The 14,993-nt window shown below is 70.0% G+C and carries 14 protein-coding genes and 2 pseudogenes; 5 read left to right on the forward strand and 11 right to left on the reverse strand.

The genetic code is table 11. The features are described from left to right. Positions 1–218: 218 nt before the first annotated feature. A complete protein-coding gene (locus tag ACZ7IB_RS21695) occupies positions 219–1,211 on the reverse strand; it encodes a fibronectin type III domain-containing protein (RefSeq protein WP_470914668.1) in 993 nt (330 codons plus the stop codon). A 112-nt stretch (positions 1,212–1,323) separates the two neighbouring features. On the opposite strand from ACZ7IB_RS21695, the pseudogene ACZ7IB_RS21700 reads away from it, so the two are divergent. Continuing rightward, positions 1,324–1,545, forward strand: a pseudogene (locus ACZ7IB_RS21700) (amidohydrolase family protein); the annotation flags it as partial. Positions 1,546–1,585: 40 nt separating this feature from the next. Continuing rightward, a complete protein-coding gene (locus ACZ7IB_RS21705) occupies positions 1,586–2,197 on the forward strand; it encodes a TIGR03086 family metal-binding protein (protein WP_470914986.1) in 612 nt (203 codons plus the stop codon). Between the two features lie 92 nt (positions 2,198–2,289). On the opposite strand, the gene ACZ7IB_RS21710 is transcribed toward ACZ7IB_RS21705, so the two are convergent. Further along, the gene (locus ACZ7IB_RS21710; protein WP_470914672.1) at positions 2,290–4,419 is read right to left on the reverse strand and encodes a serine/threonine-protein kinase; all 2,130 of its coding nucleotides are present in this window, start codon (positions 4,417–4,419) and stop codon (positions 2,290–2,292) included. Positions 4,420–4,665: 246 nt separating this feature from the next. On the opposite strand from ACZ7IB_RS21710, the gene ACZ7IB_RS21715 reads away from it, so the two are divergent. Then, a complete protein-coding gene (locus ACZ7IB_RS21715; RefSeq protein WP_470914673.1) occupies positions 4,666–5,880 on the forward strand; it encodes an IS110 family RNA-guided transposase in 1,215 nt (404 codons plus the stop codon). Positions 5,881–5,898: 18 nt separating this feature from the next. Here the strand turns inward: ACZ7IB_RS21715 and ACZ7IB_RS21720 are convergent, their stop codons facing one another. Next, positions 5,899–6,150, reverse strand: a complete 252-nt coding sequence (locus tag ACZ7IB_RS21720; protein ID WP_470914676.1) for a DUF7660 family protein — start codon at positions 6,148–6,150, stop codon at positions 5,899–5,901. Positions 6,151–6,285: 135 nt separating this feature from the next. Further along, positions 6,286–6,969 carry an alpha/beta fold hydrolase gene (locus ACZ7IB_RS21725; protein ID WP_470914678.1) on the reverse strand — a complete coding sequence of 228 codons (684 nt, stop codon included), beginning with the start codon at positions 6,967–6,969 and terminating at the stop codon, positions 6,286–6,288. A 120-nt stretch (positions 6,970–7,089) separates the two neighbouring features. On the opposite strand from ACZ7IB_RS21725, the gene ACZ7IB_RS21730 reads away from it, so the two are divergent. Together ACZ7IB_RS21730 and ACZ7IB_RS21735 are read left to right on the forward strand one after the other, a co-directional pair. Continuing rightward, positions 7,090–7,869: a chitosanase gene (locus tag ACZ7IB_RS21730; RefSeq protein ID WP_470914988.1), complete on the forward strand. Its 780-nt coding sequence runs from the start codon at positions 7,090–7,092 to the stop codon at positions 7,867–7,869. A gap of 272 nt (positions 7,870–8,141) precedes the next feature. Beyond that, positions 8,142–9,020, forward strand: a complete 879-nt coding sequence (locus ACZ7IB_RS21735) for a chitosanase (protein WP_470914680.1) — start codon at positions 8,142–8,144, stop codon at positions 9,018–9,020. Positions 9,021–9,113: 93 nt separating this feature from the next. Here the strand turns inward: ACZ7IB_RS21735 and ACZ7IB_RS21740 are convergent, their stop codons facing one another. The 7 genes and pseudogenes from ACZ7IB_RS21740 to ACZ7IB_RS21770 form a co-directional block, all read right to left on the reverse strand. After that, positions 9,114–10,562 (reverse strand): nucleobase:cation symporter-2 family protein, encoded by a 1,449-nt coding sequence (locus ACZ7IB_RS21740; protein WP_470914683.1) that lies wholly within the window; start codon positions 10,560–10,562, stop codon positions 9,114–9,116. Between the two features lie 248 nt (positions 10,563–10,810). Continuing rightward, positions 10,811–12,208, reverse strand: coding sequence for an 8-oxoguanine deaminase (locus ACZ7IB_RS21745; RefSeq protein WP_470914685.1), 1,398 nt, complete (start codon positions 12,206–12,208; stop codon positions 10,811–10,813). Between the two features lie 41 nt (positions 12,209–12,249). After that, positions 12,250–12,657: pseudogene (locus ACZ7IB_RS21750) on the reverse strand (solute carrier family 23 protein); the annotation flags it as partial. 62 nt (positions 12,658–12,719) lie between these two features. Continuing rightward, on the reverse strand, positions 12,720–13,676 hold the full coding sequence (pucL, locus tag ACZ7IB_RS21755; RefSeq protein ID WP_470914689.1) for a factor-independent urate hydroxylase: 957 nt from the start codon (positions 13,674–13,676) through the stop codon (positions 12,720–12,722). Between the two features lie 7 nt (positions 13,677–13,683). Beyond that, positions 13,684–14,073, reverse strand: coding sequence for a hydroxyisourate hydrolase (gene uraH, locus ACZ7IB_RS21760; RefSeq protein WP_093895922.1), 390 nt, complete (start codon positions 14,071–14,073; stop codon positions 13,684–13,686). After that, positions 14,073–14,585 carry a 2-oxo-4-hydroxy-4-carboxy-5-ureidoimidazoline decarboxylase gene (gene uraD / locus ACZ7IB_RS21765; protein ID WP_470914691.1) on the reverse strand — a complete coding sequence of 171 codons (513 nt, stop codon included), beginning with the start codon at positions 14,583–14,585 and terminating at the stop codon, positions 14,073–14,075. Before uraD ends, uraH begins: the two co-directional genes overlap by 1 nt. A gap of 87 nt (positions 14,586–14,672) precedes the next feature. Beyond that, positions 14,673–14,993 carry a hypothetical protein gene (locus ACZ7IB_RS21770; protein ID WP_470914692.1) on the reverse strand — a complete coding sequence of 107 codons (321 nt, stop codon included), beginning with the start codon at positions 14,991–14,993 and terminating at the stop codon, positions 14,673–14,675.

Genomic DNA, 14,993 nt, shown 5'->3' on the forward strand with positions numbered 1-14,993 from the left:
GCCCGTGTCCCAGCGACACGAGAGCAACGGGACAGGGCGCTCGCAGGAAAACGCCGACAGCACCCGTTCATGGGGCGCGTGCAGGTTTCACATGCTGTCCTGGGCGCCGAAGAGCAGCACGGTCGGGGCGTCGGGGGACGGCGGCGGGACCTCGGCGACGATGACCGGCGCAGTGTCGGGGAGGGATCGGCTCCTCGCACGCCGTGTCTGTAAGGCCGTCAGTCGCCGAGGACGACCGTGCGCTGGGCGGAGAAGTCCCCCCACTTCCCGTCCGGCAGCTTGGCGCGGATCTTCATCGAATAGCGGGTGCCGCGAGGGTCGCTGACGGTGAGCCGGTAACTCGCCCGGCCTGTGGGCGGGGTGGAACCCCACACGATCGTGGTGGTCAGCCGGCCGTCCATGAAGAGCTGGTACGCCGGGATCTCGCCGCCCGTCTCGGGCTGCTTCCAGTTCAGGTCGATGGCGTACTCCTTGCCCTGGACGTGGTTACTGATCCGCAGGTCGGTGGGAGCGGTACCGGCCGGTGCGCCCGGCGCCGACGCGGTGGTGAGGTCGAGGGCGTTGCTGTCGGACGAGGAGGTGTCGGCGGCGTCGCGGGCGCGGACGGTGAAGGTGTAGACGGTGCCGGGGCGCAGTCCGGTCAGATGCGCCGTGGTCTGTGTGCCGGGCACGCTGTGGATCCGGGAGTCCTCCTGGTAGATGTCGTACGAGGTGACGCCGACGTCGTCCGTCGAGCCGCCCCAGGAGAGGTCTGCCGCCCGGCTGCCGTCCGCCGTGCCGCGCAGTTTCACCGGGCGGGTCGGCGGCTCGCGGTCGGCGGGGGTCGGGGCGGGTGTGATGACGTTTGCGGCGGCGCTCGGCGCGGAGAGGTTCCCGGCGGCGTCACGGGCGCGGACGGTGAAGGTGTAGGCGGTCGAGGCGGTCAGCCCGTCGACGTCGATCATCACCTTGGTCGCCGCGACGGATTTGACCTGCTTGCCCTTGCGGTAGACCTCGTAACCGGTGACCGCCTTGTTGTCGGTGGCCGGCTCCCACATGACGTGCACGGAGGTGGCGCTGCTGGCCTGTGCTGTCACATGGCCCGGTGTCGTGGGTTTCTGGGTGTCCGCTTCCGGGGCGGAGCCGCAGGCGGTGAGCGCGGCGAGGAGCAGGGCGGCGGAGCAGGCCGACGCGGCGGTTGCGTGGGGGCGTTGCACGGTCGTGCCTTCCATCCGGCAGCAATGGTCCAGACCTGTATCGCATGGCGCGGGGGTCGCCGACAAGAGGGTGGAGCGGAACCTTCCGCAATGTGCCGGTGTGCGCAGGTGATCGTGGGCCGTTGGCGGGACGGTCGCCGGCGAGATGGACTGGCTGGTACGGGCCGGGCTGCCGGCCCGGGCAGCGCTCGGCGCGGCGTCCTGGACGGCGAGGGCCTGGCTCGGTCTGCCGGGGCTCGTGGACGGCGCACCCGCCGACGTCGTCGCGTACGCCACCGAGCCGACCCTGGACCCTGCCGCGCTGGATCACCCGAGCCGGATCGTGCTCCGGGGACGCGTCGTGCGATGAGCGATGAGTTCTGGGCGCCGGCGCAGTCCACACTGTATGGATACGCACACGGAGACGACCACCCACGATTCCCACGATCGATCTGGAACCCGCGGCCCGGCAGATCGCCGGCCTGCTCGACGGCATCGCCGAACAGCAGCTGGCAGGCCCGACGCCCTGTCCCGACTACGCGGTACGGGAGCTGCTCGCCCACGTGGTCGGGCTGACCACGGCCTTCCGCGACGCGGCGCGCAAGGACTTCGGACCGACGACCGACACCGCCCCCGACGCCGCACTTCCGATCCTGCGTGACAGCTGGCGCGAAGCGCTGCCGCCGTTGCTGGACGAGCTGGTGACGGCCTGGCGCGATCCTGCCGCCCGGCAGGGCATGACCAGGGCGGGCGGCGTCGACATGCCGGGCGAGGTGGCCGCAGTGATCGCGCTGGACGAGCTGGTGATCCACGGCTGGGACCTGGCGCATTCGACCGGCCAGAAGTACGAGGCGGACGAGGCGAGCCTGCGCGTCTCGCTGGCCATGCTGACCCCCAGCGACACTGTCCCCCGGTCCGAGCGCATCTTCGGTCCGCCGGTTCCGGTCCCGGCCGACGCACCCCTGGTCGACCGGGCCGTCGCCATGAGCGGCCGCCGCCCGGACTGGCAGCCGGGCGACTGAGCGGCGGGCAGCTGAGGCCGCTGGGCCGGGGCGAAACGGGGCGGCCCGAGGCGCTGGGCCGGGACGGCTGGTGGCCGGACCCGGCCCCCGGGTCAGCTCAGCATGCGCGCCGCCTCACGTGCCTGCTCACGCAGTCGTTCGTCGGCCGGGGCCATCCCCGATTCCAGGCCCGAGGCCGTCACCCTGAGGTCCCGCTCGGCAAGAGCCGTCAGGCGGCGGCGGTGGTCTTCGGTGAGGGCGGTGCGGCCGAGGGCGACGAGCGCCTCCAGCGCGGTCACGGCGTCGGCGTCCTCCTCGGCGGAGTCCAGGACCAGACCGGCCAGACGGGGGCCGTCGAGGGATTCGGGCGCGATCGCGTGCAGCGCGAGCACGGCGGCCGGCGTCTGCAGCCGGTCCGTCAGCAAGCCTTCCAGCGCGGGAACCAACGGCCGGGCCGCGTCGCCGATGCGGGCCGCCGTCCGTGCGGCACGGGTGAACGTCCAGCGCATCCAGACCGGTTCGACCTCGGCGAACACACCGGCCAGCACCGGCACCGCCTCTTCCGCGTCACCGGTGATCCGCCACAGGGCTGCGGCGATCTCGACGTCGCTGTCCAGCCGGGGTACGTTGCGGTCCTCCTCGGGCGCGCTGAGCGCGGACCGCAGGGCGGGCACCAGCCCGGCCGCCTCGGGGCCCAGCTCGGCGGCAAGTCCTGCGGCCTCCCGCGCGCCATGGCCGCCGCGGCCCAGCTCGGCGGCAACCGCCGCCAGCAGGGGGCCGGTCTCCCCGGTCAGTCGGCGCACGGCCTGTGCCGCAGCGAGCCGGCCGTCCTCCGGTCCGGAGCGGGCCGCGGTGGTCAGGAGTTCTGCCGTCGCCGCGCGGTGTTCCGGTGGGCAGACCGCGGCCAGCGCCTTCGGCACCACCTTCGGGAATCTGGGCAGCGCGGAGCGCAGTTCGGGCAGGGCGGCGGACGCCCTGCTCCCCCAGGCACCGAGCAGGGCCGTGAGCCGGATGGGCTCGTTGCCGTCCAGGTCGTCCGCGCCCAGCCGGGTACGGATCGCGTCCAGCAGTGCGGAGTCGTACGGGAACGAGGTGTCGGCCGTCCCTCCGATCAGGAAGCCGCACGCCGCACCGAGCGCGCGCGGGCGCTGCCCCAGGTCACGGGCCAGGAGGGGCGCGGCCAGGTCCGGGTCCACGGCGACGAGCGCCTCAAGGGCCCGGTCCGCCGGATCACCCGGTCCTGCGGCGAGCCGGGCCAGCACCGGAGCGGCAGCCACGGCATGTGTGCCCAGCTTCTGGAGGAGCGAGTACACCGCCGGTACGGAGGCCGGGTCGGCGGCCAGCGCCGCCACGGGGGCGACCAGCCGTTCCGGCGCGCTGCGCGAAAGCTGACAGGCGGTCTCGGCCGCCCACAACGCCTCGGTACGCACTTCGGGCACCGCACTGCGCAGTGCGGCATCGAGCAGGGTGTATGCCGCCTCGCGGTCCTTGTCGGTGTCGCGGAGCAGCAGTGTTTCGACGACATACTGCAGCGGTTCTTTGCGCTCCAGGTCGAGTCGGTCCCGGACGAGCTCGTCCGCGGGGAGGAGGGACAGCATCGCCTCGTGGTGCGCGGAGCTCCACGGCAGTCCGGCGTCCACACAGGCCAGCAGTGCCGCGATCCTCACCTCGCCGGGCTCGTCCGTGCCCATGGCTTCGGTTGCCGCAGCGGCCGTTCCCGCCGGATCCAGATGCGCCATGGCCCCGAGGAGTTCGGCCCGAACGAGGGGGTCCGTCTCCACCATCCGGCGCGGCCGGAGTACCGGCAATACCTGGCCTGCCGCCCCTGTCATCGCGGCGGCCCACACCGCGGCCCGCCGCAGCCCGGACTCCTCGGCGTCGACCGACGCGAGAATCAGGGGCAGTTGACCGACGACGGCCGACCGGCAGGCGGCTTCGTCCGTGTCGCCGTGGTCCGCCCCGCCCTCCGCTATCCCGCCGAGCAGCACCAGCAGGTCCTCCGTGCGGTACCCGGCCCCGGCGAGCTGTGCGATGTACGGCACGGCACGGGCCGTGGCCTCGTAGACCGAACCCTGATGCAGGATGCTGCCGTACAGCTCGGAGATCGCCTCGGACGCCGCATCCGCGTCGTCCCCCGCCAGTGCCCGCAGGCAGTCGGGCACGTCGGCGGCGCTTCCGTAGGCGTGCTGCAGTTCGGCCCACGGCTGGGCGTCGACATCGGCGAAGAACAGTGCGAGTTCCATGCAGCGGATCATGGCACCCGGCACTGACATTGATGCTGATACTCAGGTTCCGGTGGCCGTGGCTCGGGCACTGACTGACGCCCTGCTGGGCTGTCCTCAAGTTGTTCTGTCCGGCCGCCGGGACCTGTTCTCATGGCTCCGGCCGGGCGGAACATGACCTGATAGGAGCTTGGTCAGAAGCCCCCTCAATGTCCTGTCTGCGCCACCCGGCCGGCGCCCACCTTCGGCTGGGAAGGCAGTATCAGCATGACATCAGAGGTTGAGGAAGGCGCCGCGGACCAGGTCGTGTTCGGCGGGGTCGACTCCCATGCCGACACCATTCACGTCGCAGTGATCAGCGACAACGGCGGCCACCTCGCGGACGCCGAGTTCGCCACCGCCGCCGCCGGATATGCCGCCGCCCTGGCCTTCCTGAACGCCCACGGCCGCGTGAGGGCGATCGGTGTGGAAGGCACCTCGTCCTACGGGGCCGGCTTCACCCGTGCTGCGGTCTCGCGCGGGCAGCATGTCGTTGAGGTCAACCGTCCCGACCGGGCCGAACGCCGTCGCATCGGCAAGTCCGACCCCATCGACGCCTACGCCGCCGCCCGCGCCGCCCTGTCCGGACGGGCCTCCAGCGCTCCCAAGGACGACACCGTCGCCGGGATACGCGCCCTGCACAACGCCGCCCGCTCCGCCGTCAAGGCCCGCACCGCCGCCCTGAACCAGGTCGGCAGCATCCTCGTCACCGCCCCCGAGGCCATCCGCGCCCGATACGGGCAGCTCAAAGGGAGTGACCGCACCGACGCCCTGGCCCGGCTGCGGCCGGCCGGGGACGCCGTCCACACCGCGGTCCTCACCGCACTGAAGAGTCTCGCCCGGCGCATCAAGGAACTGACCGCCGAGCACCAGGCCCTGGTCAAGGCCCTGGACAACGTGGTGAGCGTCCACAACCCCGGCCTGCGAGCCGCCTACGGAGTCGGCCCCGACACCGCCGCCCAGCTCCTGGTCACCGCGGGCGGCAATCCCGAACGCATGCGGACCGAGGCGTCCTTCGCCGCCCTCTGTGGAGCCGCACCCGTCCCGGCCTCCAGCGGCAGAACCAACCGGCACCGTCTCTCACGCGGAGGCGACCGGGCAGCCAACGCCGCCCTCTACCGCATCGCCCTCGTCCGCATGTCCAGCGACCCCCGCACACGCGACTACGTGGCACGACAGACCGCCGCCGGCCGCACGAAGAAGGAGATCATCCGGCTGCTGAAACGGGCCGTTGCCCGGGAGATCTTCCGCTGCCTGACCACCACGGTCGCCGTCCCCGCCATTGCCGACCTGCGGCCGCTGCGGCAGTCCAAGAACATCACCCTCACCGCCGTCGCCCGTCACTTCGGCGTCTGGCCCGCCACCATCTCCACCCTCGAACGCGGAATCCGCCGAGACGACAACCTCACCCACGCCTACCGCGACTGGCTCCACGCGGCCTGACCGTTAGACGCGAACACTTCACTCATAGACAGTGGCGGCCTGAAGCGCTCTGGCCAGGAAGGTCCAGTCCCCGCCTTCTGGGAGCTCCTTCCCAACCTTCTGGTACCAGCCCGGCGAGTCATGCATCCATGCCGCAAGAGCCTCAAGGAAGCGGTCGAGGCTCTGGTTCTCCCATTCGTGTCCCCTGCGGAGGTAGTCCTGACGCAGTTCTCGAACGAAGGAGACCAGTTCGTCGCGGCTGCGGACTTCGTCGTCGGGAGTCAGTGACATGCAGCGAAAGTACCTTGCGCCTCGTGCCTCAGAACGCTTGACGAGCAATAGGAGCATCAACGCCCCGGCCGCGGGCGGAGCCGAAGGGCAGCACACGCGGCGGGGCCGGGCGGTGGGCCGACAGCCGCAGGTCTTTCAGCTGGTGAAGAACTCCGTGATCTGCTGTGCGACCTGGTCGGGGTGGATCTCATGCACCTGGTGACCGCCCCCGATCGTGATCAGCCGGCAGTCCGGGATCAGCGAGGCCATGTCCTGCAGGCGCCCCTGGGGCATGGTGGACTCCGGGCCGCCGGCGATCATCAGCGTCGGCGCGACGATCTCGCCGAGGCCGGCCGCCCACTCGGGGTCGGGGTCGGCCATCTCGGCCCGGACGGGAGCGACGACAGCCCAGTCGTAGTCCACCGGCCTCTCCGGTTCGGCGGCCGGCTTCAGCTCGCTCGGGAACGGCGGCGGGGTCTCCACCAGCACCAGCCGCTCCACCCGGTCCGCGTGCTCCTGGGCGAGCAGATGGGCGACGACACCGCCCATCGAGTGGCCGACCAGGCCCACCCGGTCGAGCTCGCACTCGTCGAGGAAGCCGAGGACGTCGTCCCGCATCAGCTCGACGGAGTACTCGTCCGGCCAGTCGCTCTCGCCATGACCCCGCAGGTCGATGGCGTACACCCGCCACTGGTCGCCGAGCAGACTCCCGGCCGCCTCCCAGCTCGCGGCGGAGCCGCCGAGGCCGTGCAGCAGGACCACGGGCGAGCCGAAGGGGTCGCCCCAGGTCCGATACGCCAGCCGTACATCGCCGACATCCACAACAGACTGATCTTCCATACCCATGACGCTACAGCCGAATGAGCGAAGACATTTCCCCGCCGGCTCCCCGCGGCCTGGCAGGATTGAGGGGTGAACGTCGTTCCCCGCCCGCTGCTCATCGCTGTCGCCACTGCTGTCATGGCCGTCTCCGTGCTCTCCGGCTGCTCGGCGGCCGGGTCCGCCGAGGGCGGGCCGGAAGCCGGGCTCGACGATCCGGCGAAGAAGGAAATCGCCATGCAGCTGGTCTCCAGCGCGGAGAACTCCTCGCTCGACTGGAAGGCCCAGTACAAGTACATCGAGGACATCGACGACGACCGCGGCTACACCGCGGGCATCATCGGCTTCTGTTCCGGCACCGGCGACATGCTGAAGGTCGTCGAGGGGTACGCGGCGGCGCGTCCCGGCAATCCGTTGCAACGGTTCCTCCCTGCCCTGCGCGCCGTACGGGGCAGCGATGCGCACGACGGGCTCGGCCGCCCGTTCACCGAGGCCTGGGCCGAGGCGGCCGCCGACCCCGCCTTCCGGTCGGCGCAGGACGCCGAGCGCGACCGGTCGTACTTCGACCCGGCTGTCGCCCGGGCCGAGGCGGACGGACTCGGCGCCCTGGGGCAGTTCATCTACTACGACGCCTATGTGATGCACGGTTACGGCGACACGGACGGCACGGTCGGCTTCCGTACGATCCGCCGCGAGGCGATCGCCGCGGCTGCGCCACCGGCGCGCGGCGGGGACGAGGCGGCCTATCTGAACGCCTTCCTCGATGCCCGTGTCGCGGCGATGCGTAAGGAGCCCTCGCACTCCGACACCAGCCGGATCGAGACGGCCCAGCGGGTGTTCGTGAGCGAGGGCAGATTCGGGCTGGAGACACCGCTGCGGTGGCGGGTGTACGGCGACAGTTACCGGATCGACGCCCGTTAAACCCTTGATCGACGGGCGCGGGAAGCGTCCGCCCCGCTGACTGCGTACGCCGGTGCACATGCGGGCGTCTGGATCCACGCGGCCTGTCTCGACTGCTGAGGCCGGCACACCTCGGCCCCGCACCGCGCCTCCCGCGCAGTGCGGGGCCTTCCCGTGTCCTGGCGCCGCGCTCCCAACTCCCTTGTGTCGAAGGGGTATACGGCGGTCACTCCACTCTGATAGGAAAGCTTCCTAACAGACTGATGGAACGACGAACTCCCTTTGGAGGACTGGTGCACACTCCCCACGCACGCACCGCACGTCGCAACACCCGCTCCACACGCATCGCGGTCATCGCGGTCGGGCTGACCCTCACGGCGATACCCGTCACCGCCTACGCCGGTTCTCCCACGCACCCGGCGATACATCAGCAGACAGCGGTGGTTCAGCACGCCGCCGCCGCGACCGGGCTCGACGATCCGGCGAAGAAGGAGATCGCCATGCAACTGGTCTCCAGCGCCGAGAACTCCTCCCTCAACTGGAAGTCCCAGTACAAGTACATCGAGGACATCGACGACGACCGCGGCTACACCGCGGGCATCATCGGCTTCTGTTCCGGTACGGGCGACATGCTCGACCTCGTCGAGCTGTACACCGAGCGCAAGCCCGACAACGTCCTCGCCAAGTACCTCCCCGCGCTGCGGAAGGTCAACGGCACCCCCTCGCACAGCGGTCTCGACCCGAACTTCACCAAGGACTGGGGGAAGGCCGCCTCCGACTCCGCGTTCAAGAAGGCGCAGGACGACGAGCGGGACCGGGTGTACTTCAACCCGGCCGTCAAGCAGGGCAAGGCCGACGGCATCGGCACGCTGGGCCAGTTCGCGTACTACGACGCCATCGTCATGCACGGCGACGGCGGCGACAGCACCAGCTTCAGCTCCATCCGCAAGCGGGCCCTGGCGAAGGCGAAGCCGCCGGCCCAGGGCGGCAACGAGGTCACGTATCTCAACGCCTTCCTGGACGCCCGGGTCTGGGCCATGCAGCAGGAGGAGGCCCACTCGGACACCAGCCGGGTGGACACCGCTCAGCGGGTCTTCCTGAAGAAGGGCAATCTGAACCTGGATCCGCCGCTCGACTGGAAGGTGTACGGCGACAGCTACCACATCGGCTGACGCACACCCGGGTCACGGCTGTGGCGCGTACGACAGCACCCGTCGGGGTCTCCGTACGCGCCGCAGCGCCCTACCGGCCGAAGCCGGCTTCGGTCAGTGTGCGGCCACCGCAGCCGCCGGGCTCTGCCCCTGCTGCGACGGATCCGGATCCGGCTTCCTGCCGAGGTGGTTGAAGGCCAGGTTGAGTACGATCGCCACGACGCATCCGGTCGAGATCCCTGAGTCGAGCACGACGAGCGCGTCCTTCGGGAACGCGTGGTAGAAGTCGGGTGCGGCGATCGGGATCAGGCCGATGCCCACGGCCGCTGCCACGATCAGCGCGTTCTCGCCCTTCTCCAACGCGGCGGTCGCCAGTGTCTGGATGCCGCTCGCGGCAACCGAACCGAAGAGCACGATGCCCGCGCCGCCGAGGACGGGCAGCGGGACGAGCGCGATGACGGATGCGGCCACGGGGACCAGCCCGAGCACTATCAGGATGCCGCCCCCCGCGGCCACCACGAAGCGGCTGCGGACCTTGGTCATCGCGACCAGCCCGATGTTCTGGGCGAAGGCACTGCACATGAAGCCGTTGAAGAGCGGACTGATGGCACTGCCCAGGGTGTCGGCGCGCAGGCCGCCCTCGATGGTCCGCTCGTCGGCCGGACGGTCGACGATCCTGCCGAGAGCCAGCATGTCCGCGGTGGACTCGGTCATACAGACCAGCATCACGATGCACATGGATACGATCGCGGCGACCTCGAACTGCGGTGCCCCGAAGTGGAACGGCGTCGGGAAGCCGACCAGGTCGGCGTCCTTGATGGCGCCGAAGTCGGTGATGCCGACCGGGATCGCGATCAGCGTGCCGACGACCAGTCCGAGCAGAATGGCGATCTGCTGGAGGAAGCCGCGCAGCAGTTTGCGCAGAGAGAGGACGATCACCAGCGTGACCGCCGCCATGGTGATGTTGGTCGTCGAGCCGTAGTCGCCGGCCGTGGCGTTGCCGCCCTGGGACCAGTTGAAGGCGACCGGCAGCAGCGAGACGCCGATCAGCGTGATCACGGTGCCGGTGACGACGGGCGGGAAGAAGCGGACCAGCTTGCAGAAGTACGGGGCGAGCAGGAAGCCGAGCAGGCCGGCGACGATTATCGCGCCGAAGATGACAGCGATGCCGTCGTGTCCGCGGTCCTTTCCTATCGCCACCATCGGGGTCACCCCGGCGAACGAGACACCGTTGACGAACGGCAGCCGGGCGCCGATGCGCCAGAAGCCGAGGGTCTGGAGCAGGGTGGCCAGGCCCGCGGTGAAGAGGCTCGCCCCCATCAGAAAGGCGGTCTCCTTGGGGGTGAGGCCCACGGCGGGTCCCAGAATCATCGGCGGGGCCACCACACCCGCGTACATCGCGGCCACGTGCTGGAGGCCGCTGGTGAACATCCTCAGCGGGGGAAGTGTCTCGTCGACCGGGTGTTTCCGGTCCACCGAGGCCGAATCGCGGTCGGGGTCGAGGTGGGGGTCGGCATCGGGTGCTGCGACTGCGTCGTTGCGAAACCTGGGCGTAGCTGCCACGGCGGTTCCTCCGGTCGGGTGCACGTCTGCGGCGACGTGGGTGTCAGGGAGGTGGTGCAAGTGGTGCATTTGATTCAGGTGGGGCAGGTCGTGCAGCTGGTGCGGGCAGCTTTGTTCACCGGTCCGGGGGCGCGTACGTGCAAGTACCCGCCCCCTGCACCGGTTGCCGTGGGCCCCGCTCGGGTCCACGGCGGCCGGCCGAGGGCCGTCCCCCTCGGCCGGCCGGTATCGGGGGGTGCCCCGGAGCGTCAGGCTCCGGCGGCGATCCGCGCGAGGCGGCGGGCCTCGTCGCGGGTGGCGCGGGCGATGGCGTCCTCGTCCGCGGTGATCAGGTGGTTGCCCTCGACGACCGGCTTGCCGTTGACGAGGGAGAGGGTGACGGGGGCCGCGGCGCCGAAGACGAGTGCGGTCACCGGATCGGCGATGGAGGCGTGGGCGAGGGTGTCCATCTTCCAGAGCACCAGGTCGGCGAGCTTGCCGGGCTCCAGGGAGCCGATCTGGTCGGCGCGGCCGAGTACCTGGGCGCCGCCGTACGTTCCCAGGCGCAGGGCCTGACGGGCATTCAGGGCCTTTTCGCGGTGGGCGCCGAGGCGGTTGATGAGGAGGGCGTTACGCAGTTCGGTGTGGAGTTCACCGGACTCGTTGGACGCGGTGCCGTCGACACCGAGACCGACCGGGACGCCCGCGGCGAGCATGTCGGGCACCCGCGCGATGCCTGCGGCGAGCCGGGCGTTGGACGAGGGGCAGTGCGCCACGCCCGTTCCGGTGCGGGCGAAGGCGGCGATGTCGGAGTCGTTCATATGGACGCAGTGCGCCATCCATACGTCGTCGCCGAGCCAGCCGGTCGACTCGAAGTAGTCGGTCGGGCCCATCCCGAACAGCTCGTGGCAGAACTTCTCCTCCTCCACGGTCTCCGATCCGTGGGTGTGCATGCGCACTCCCTTGCGGCGGGCCAGCTCGGCGCCCTGTCGCAGCAGTTCGGTGGAGATGGAGAACGGGGAGCAGGGTGCGACGGCGACCTGGGTCATCGCGTCGAACGAGGCGTCGTGGTGCGCGTCGACGGTTGCCTCGGTTCCGGCGAGCGCGCCGTCGAGGGTCTCCACGGCGAAGTCCGGCGGCAGCCCGCCGTCCTTCACGCTGCGGTCCATGGAGCCGCGGGCGAGGGTGAACCGTACGCCCATGTCACGGGCTGCCCCGATAATGGCGCCGGACAGATCGCCGGTCCCCTGCGGGTAGACGTAGTGGTGGTCCATGGCGGTGGTGACGCCGCCGCGGGCCATCATGGCGAGCGAACCCTGCGCGGCGGCGCGGACCATCGGTTCGTCGATGCGCGCCCACGTCGGGTACAGCGCGACCAGCCAGTCGAACAGGTTGTGGTCGGTGGCGAGGCCGCGGGTGATCCACTGGTAGAAGTGGTGGTGCGTGTTGATCAGGCCGGGGGTGACCAGATGCCCGGTGCCGTCGATGCGGCGTACGACGTTCTCCAGGCCCCCGGGTGCCCGGCCCGCGCCGACGGATTCGATGCGATTGCCCGCGACGACGACATGGCCCGAGGCGTACTCGGTGTCGTCGGCGTCGACGGTCGCGATCGAACAGTTCTCGATGACGATGCGTTCCAGGTGCTCAGGAGCTGCCGATGCTGCCATGGCTTCCTCTTCTTTTCCGGCGATGCGGGCACGGCAGGACCCTAGGAGGATTTGAGTGCCACAGCCGGGCGGCCGTGGGTGCCGAGATGGTGGAAGAACAGATTGAGCAGGACCGCGACGAACGCTCCGGCGCTGATGCCGGAACCCAGGACGGTCTGGGCCCAGGACGGGAATCCCGCGTAGAAGCCGGGCGCGGCGAGCGGGATGATGCCCGCGCCGAGCGCCACGGCGACCAGGATGATGTTGGAGCTGTCGTCGAGTCCGGCCTCGGAGAGCGTACGGATGCCGCTCACTGCGATCGAGCCGAACAGGACGACACCGGCGCCGCCGAGCACGGGCAGCGGCACGAGGGAGACGATCGCGCCGAGCACCGGGAAGGCGCCCAGGACCAGCAACGCACCGCCTGCGACCGCGACGACATAGCGGCTGCGCACCTTTGTCATGGGGACTCCCTCCGGTCCGGCCGGTCCCCGCCCGGCTGTGTGCGGGCGGGGACCGGCTCGGCGCCGCGTCAGAGGTTGGTCATGTCGACCGGGATCTGCGGCTCGGTGCCGTCCCGCAGCACGGTGGCCTCGATCAGGCCGTACGGGCGGTCCGCCGCGAAGTAGACAGCGCCGTCATCGGTATCGTTCTTCAGACCGAACGGCTCCAGGTCCACCAGGAAGTGATGCTTGTTCGGCAGCGAGAAGCGGATCTCGTCGACCTCGCTGCGGCTGTTGATGATGCGCGAGCCCATCTGGTACAGGGTCTGTTGCAGGGAGAGGGAGTACGTCTCGGCGAAGGCCTGGAGCATGTGCTTGCGCGTCTGCTCGTAGGACTTCTCCCAGTTGGGCATCCGCGCGTCGTCGCTGGTCCAGTTGTACCGCCACTTGGCGGACACCTCGGTCGCGAGGATGCGGTCGTACGCCTCCTTGAGCGTCGTGTACTTGTCCTTGGCGTAGCCCCAGAACTCGGAGTTGGTGGAGTTCATCACCACGAGGTCCTTGAGCCCCGAGATGACCTGCCACTTCTCGCCGTCGAAAGTGATCTGAGTGGTGCGCGTCTCCTGGCCCTTGCGCACGAAGGAGTGCTTGACCTCGTCGGCGCCGATGAACTGTGAGTTGGCGTCCGAGGTGGCTATGCGCTCCCAGGCGTACTCCTCGATCCGGATCCTGGCCGTCCTGATCGGCTCCTGCGACGTCACGAAGTGGCGGGCGAGGTGGATGCCGAACTGTTCGGCCGACTCGATGCCGTGTTCCCTGGCGAACGCGTACACCGTGTTCTTGGTGGTGTCGGTCGGCAGGACGTGGGCGTTGGAGCCGGAGTAGTGGACATCGTCCATGTCGCCGGAGAGGGCGATGGAGACGTTCAGGTCCTTGATGTGGTGGGTGTCGCCGTCCCGCGTGATCCTGACGACGCGGTTCTCTGCCTTGCCGTACTGGTTCTGGCCGAGGATCACAGGGCGGGGGCGGTGGGAATCGGCGGTCATGTCGGTGCTAGCTCCCTCGGTAAACGGAGTAGCCGAACGGGTTGAGCAGCAGCGGTACGTGATAGTGCTCGCCCGGCCTGACGGCGAAAGTGATCGCCACCTCCGGGAAGAACGCACCGCTGTCCCTTACGCGGGGGGCGTCCTGCTGCGCCTCGGCTTGCTTCTTGGAGAAGTACGTCTCGACCTCGAAGTCGAGTCGTACGTGAGTCGTGCCTTCCGGCAGCGCCGGCAGGTCCTTGCACCGCCCGTCCGCGTCGGTCGCGGAGCCGCCGAGCGCCACCCAGGCGGCTTCCGGGCCCGAGCGGGCCGCGAGCGAGACGGCGACACCCTCGGCGGGGCGTCCGACGCTGGTGTCCAGGATGTGCGTGGACACCGATGCGGTGGTTTCGGTGCTCATCAGTCCTTGTCCTCTTCCACGAGACGGGTCAGCCGGATTCGGTTGATCTTCCCGAGTTCGGTGCGCACGATGTCGCGCTCCTGCTCGGGAGAGTTCCCGATCCGGGACTTCACCGCGTCGCGCATCCGCTCACCGGTGGCTCCGGTGGCGCAGATCAGGAAGACATGTCCGAACCGCTCCTGGTAGGCCAGGTTCAGTTCGAGCATCTCGGCCTTGAGTTCCTCGGTGGCGTCCGCCATCCCCCGCTGTTCGCGGGAGGAGGTCGGATCTCCGGGCTTCGGGCGGCCGATCGGCGGGTGACCGGCCATCGCATCGGCCAGTTCCTCCGGGGTCAGTGCGGCCGTGGCGGCGTCACCGGCAAGGAGAAGGGCTTCCGCGGTGGCGTACGGGCGTCGGGAGAGGATCACTCTCCCCCATGCCGCACTGGCACACACCTCGTGCAACGCGGCGGCGGCCTCGTCGTCCGCCAGGGTGTTGAACCGGGCGAGGCCCGGTGTGGAGCTCGAAGTCACGGGAGCCTCCGTGGCTGTTTTCGCTGTGCGTCTCTTCGCGCCGCGTCGGTCGGGCTGCGGATAGCTAACGCCCTCCACAACACAACGTCAACAGTTTGTTGAAATTACGCGAACGCAAAAGGCCGTCGCCCGATGCTCCGGACGACGGCCAAGCCGCGCTTGTGAACGCATGTTCGATTCATCGCCCTGGCGGCGCGGCCCCGCCCAGACCTCGGTGTCCAGGACATGCACGCCGAGCCGGTCGCGGATGATCCCAGCACTCACCGCACCAGTGGTGAGCGGCTTCTTGCACCAGATGCAGGCGCGGCCCATGGACTGGTCCCAGGTCAGCGTCCCCGGATTGGGAAGTGGCAGGCACAGGGCGCCCGGCCGGCCGCGGCCCGCAGCATCGCTGACCTCCGCAACCAA

This window comes from Streptomyces sp. NPDC037301 (assembly GCF_055602785.1).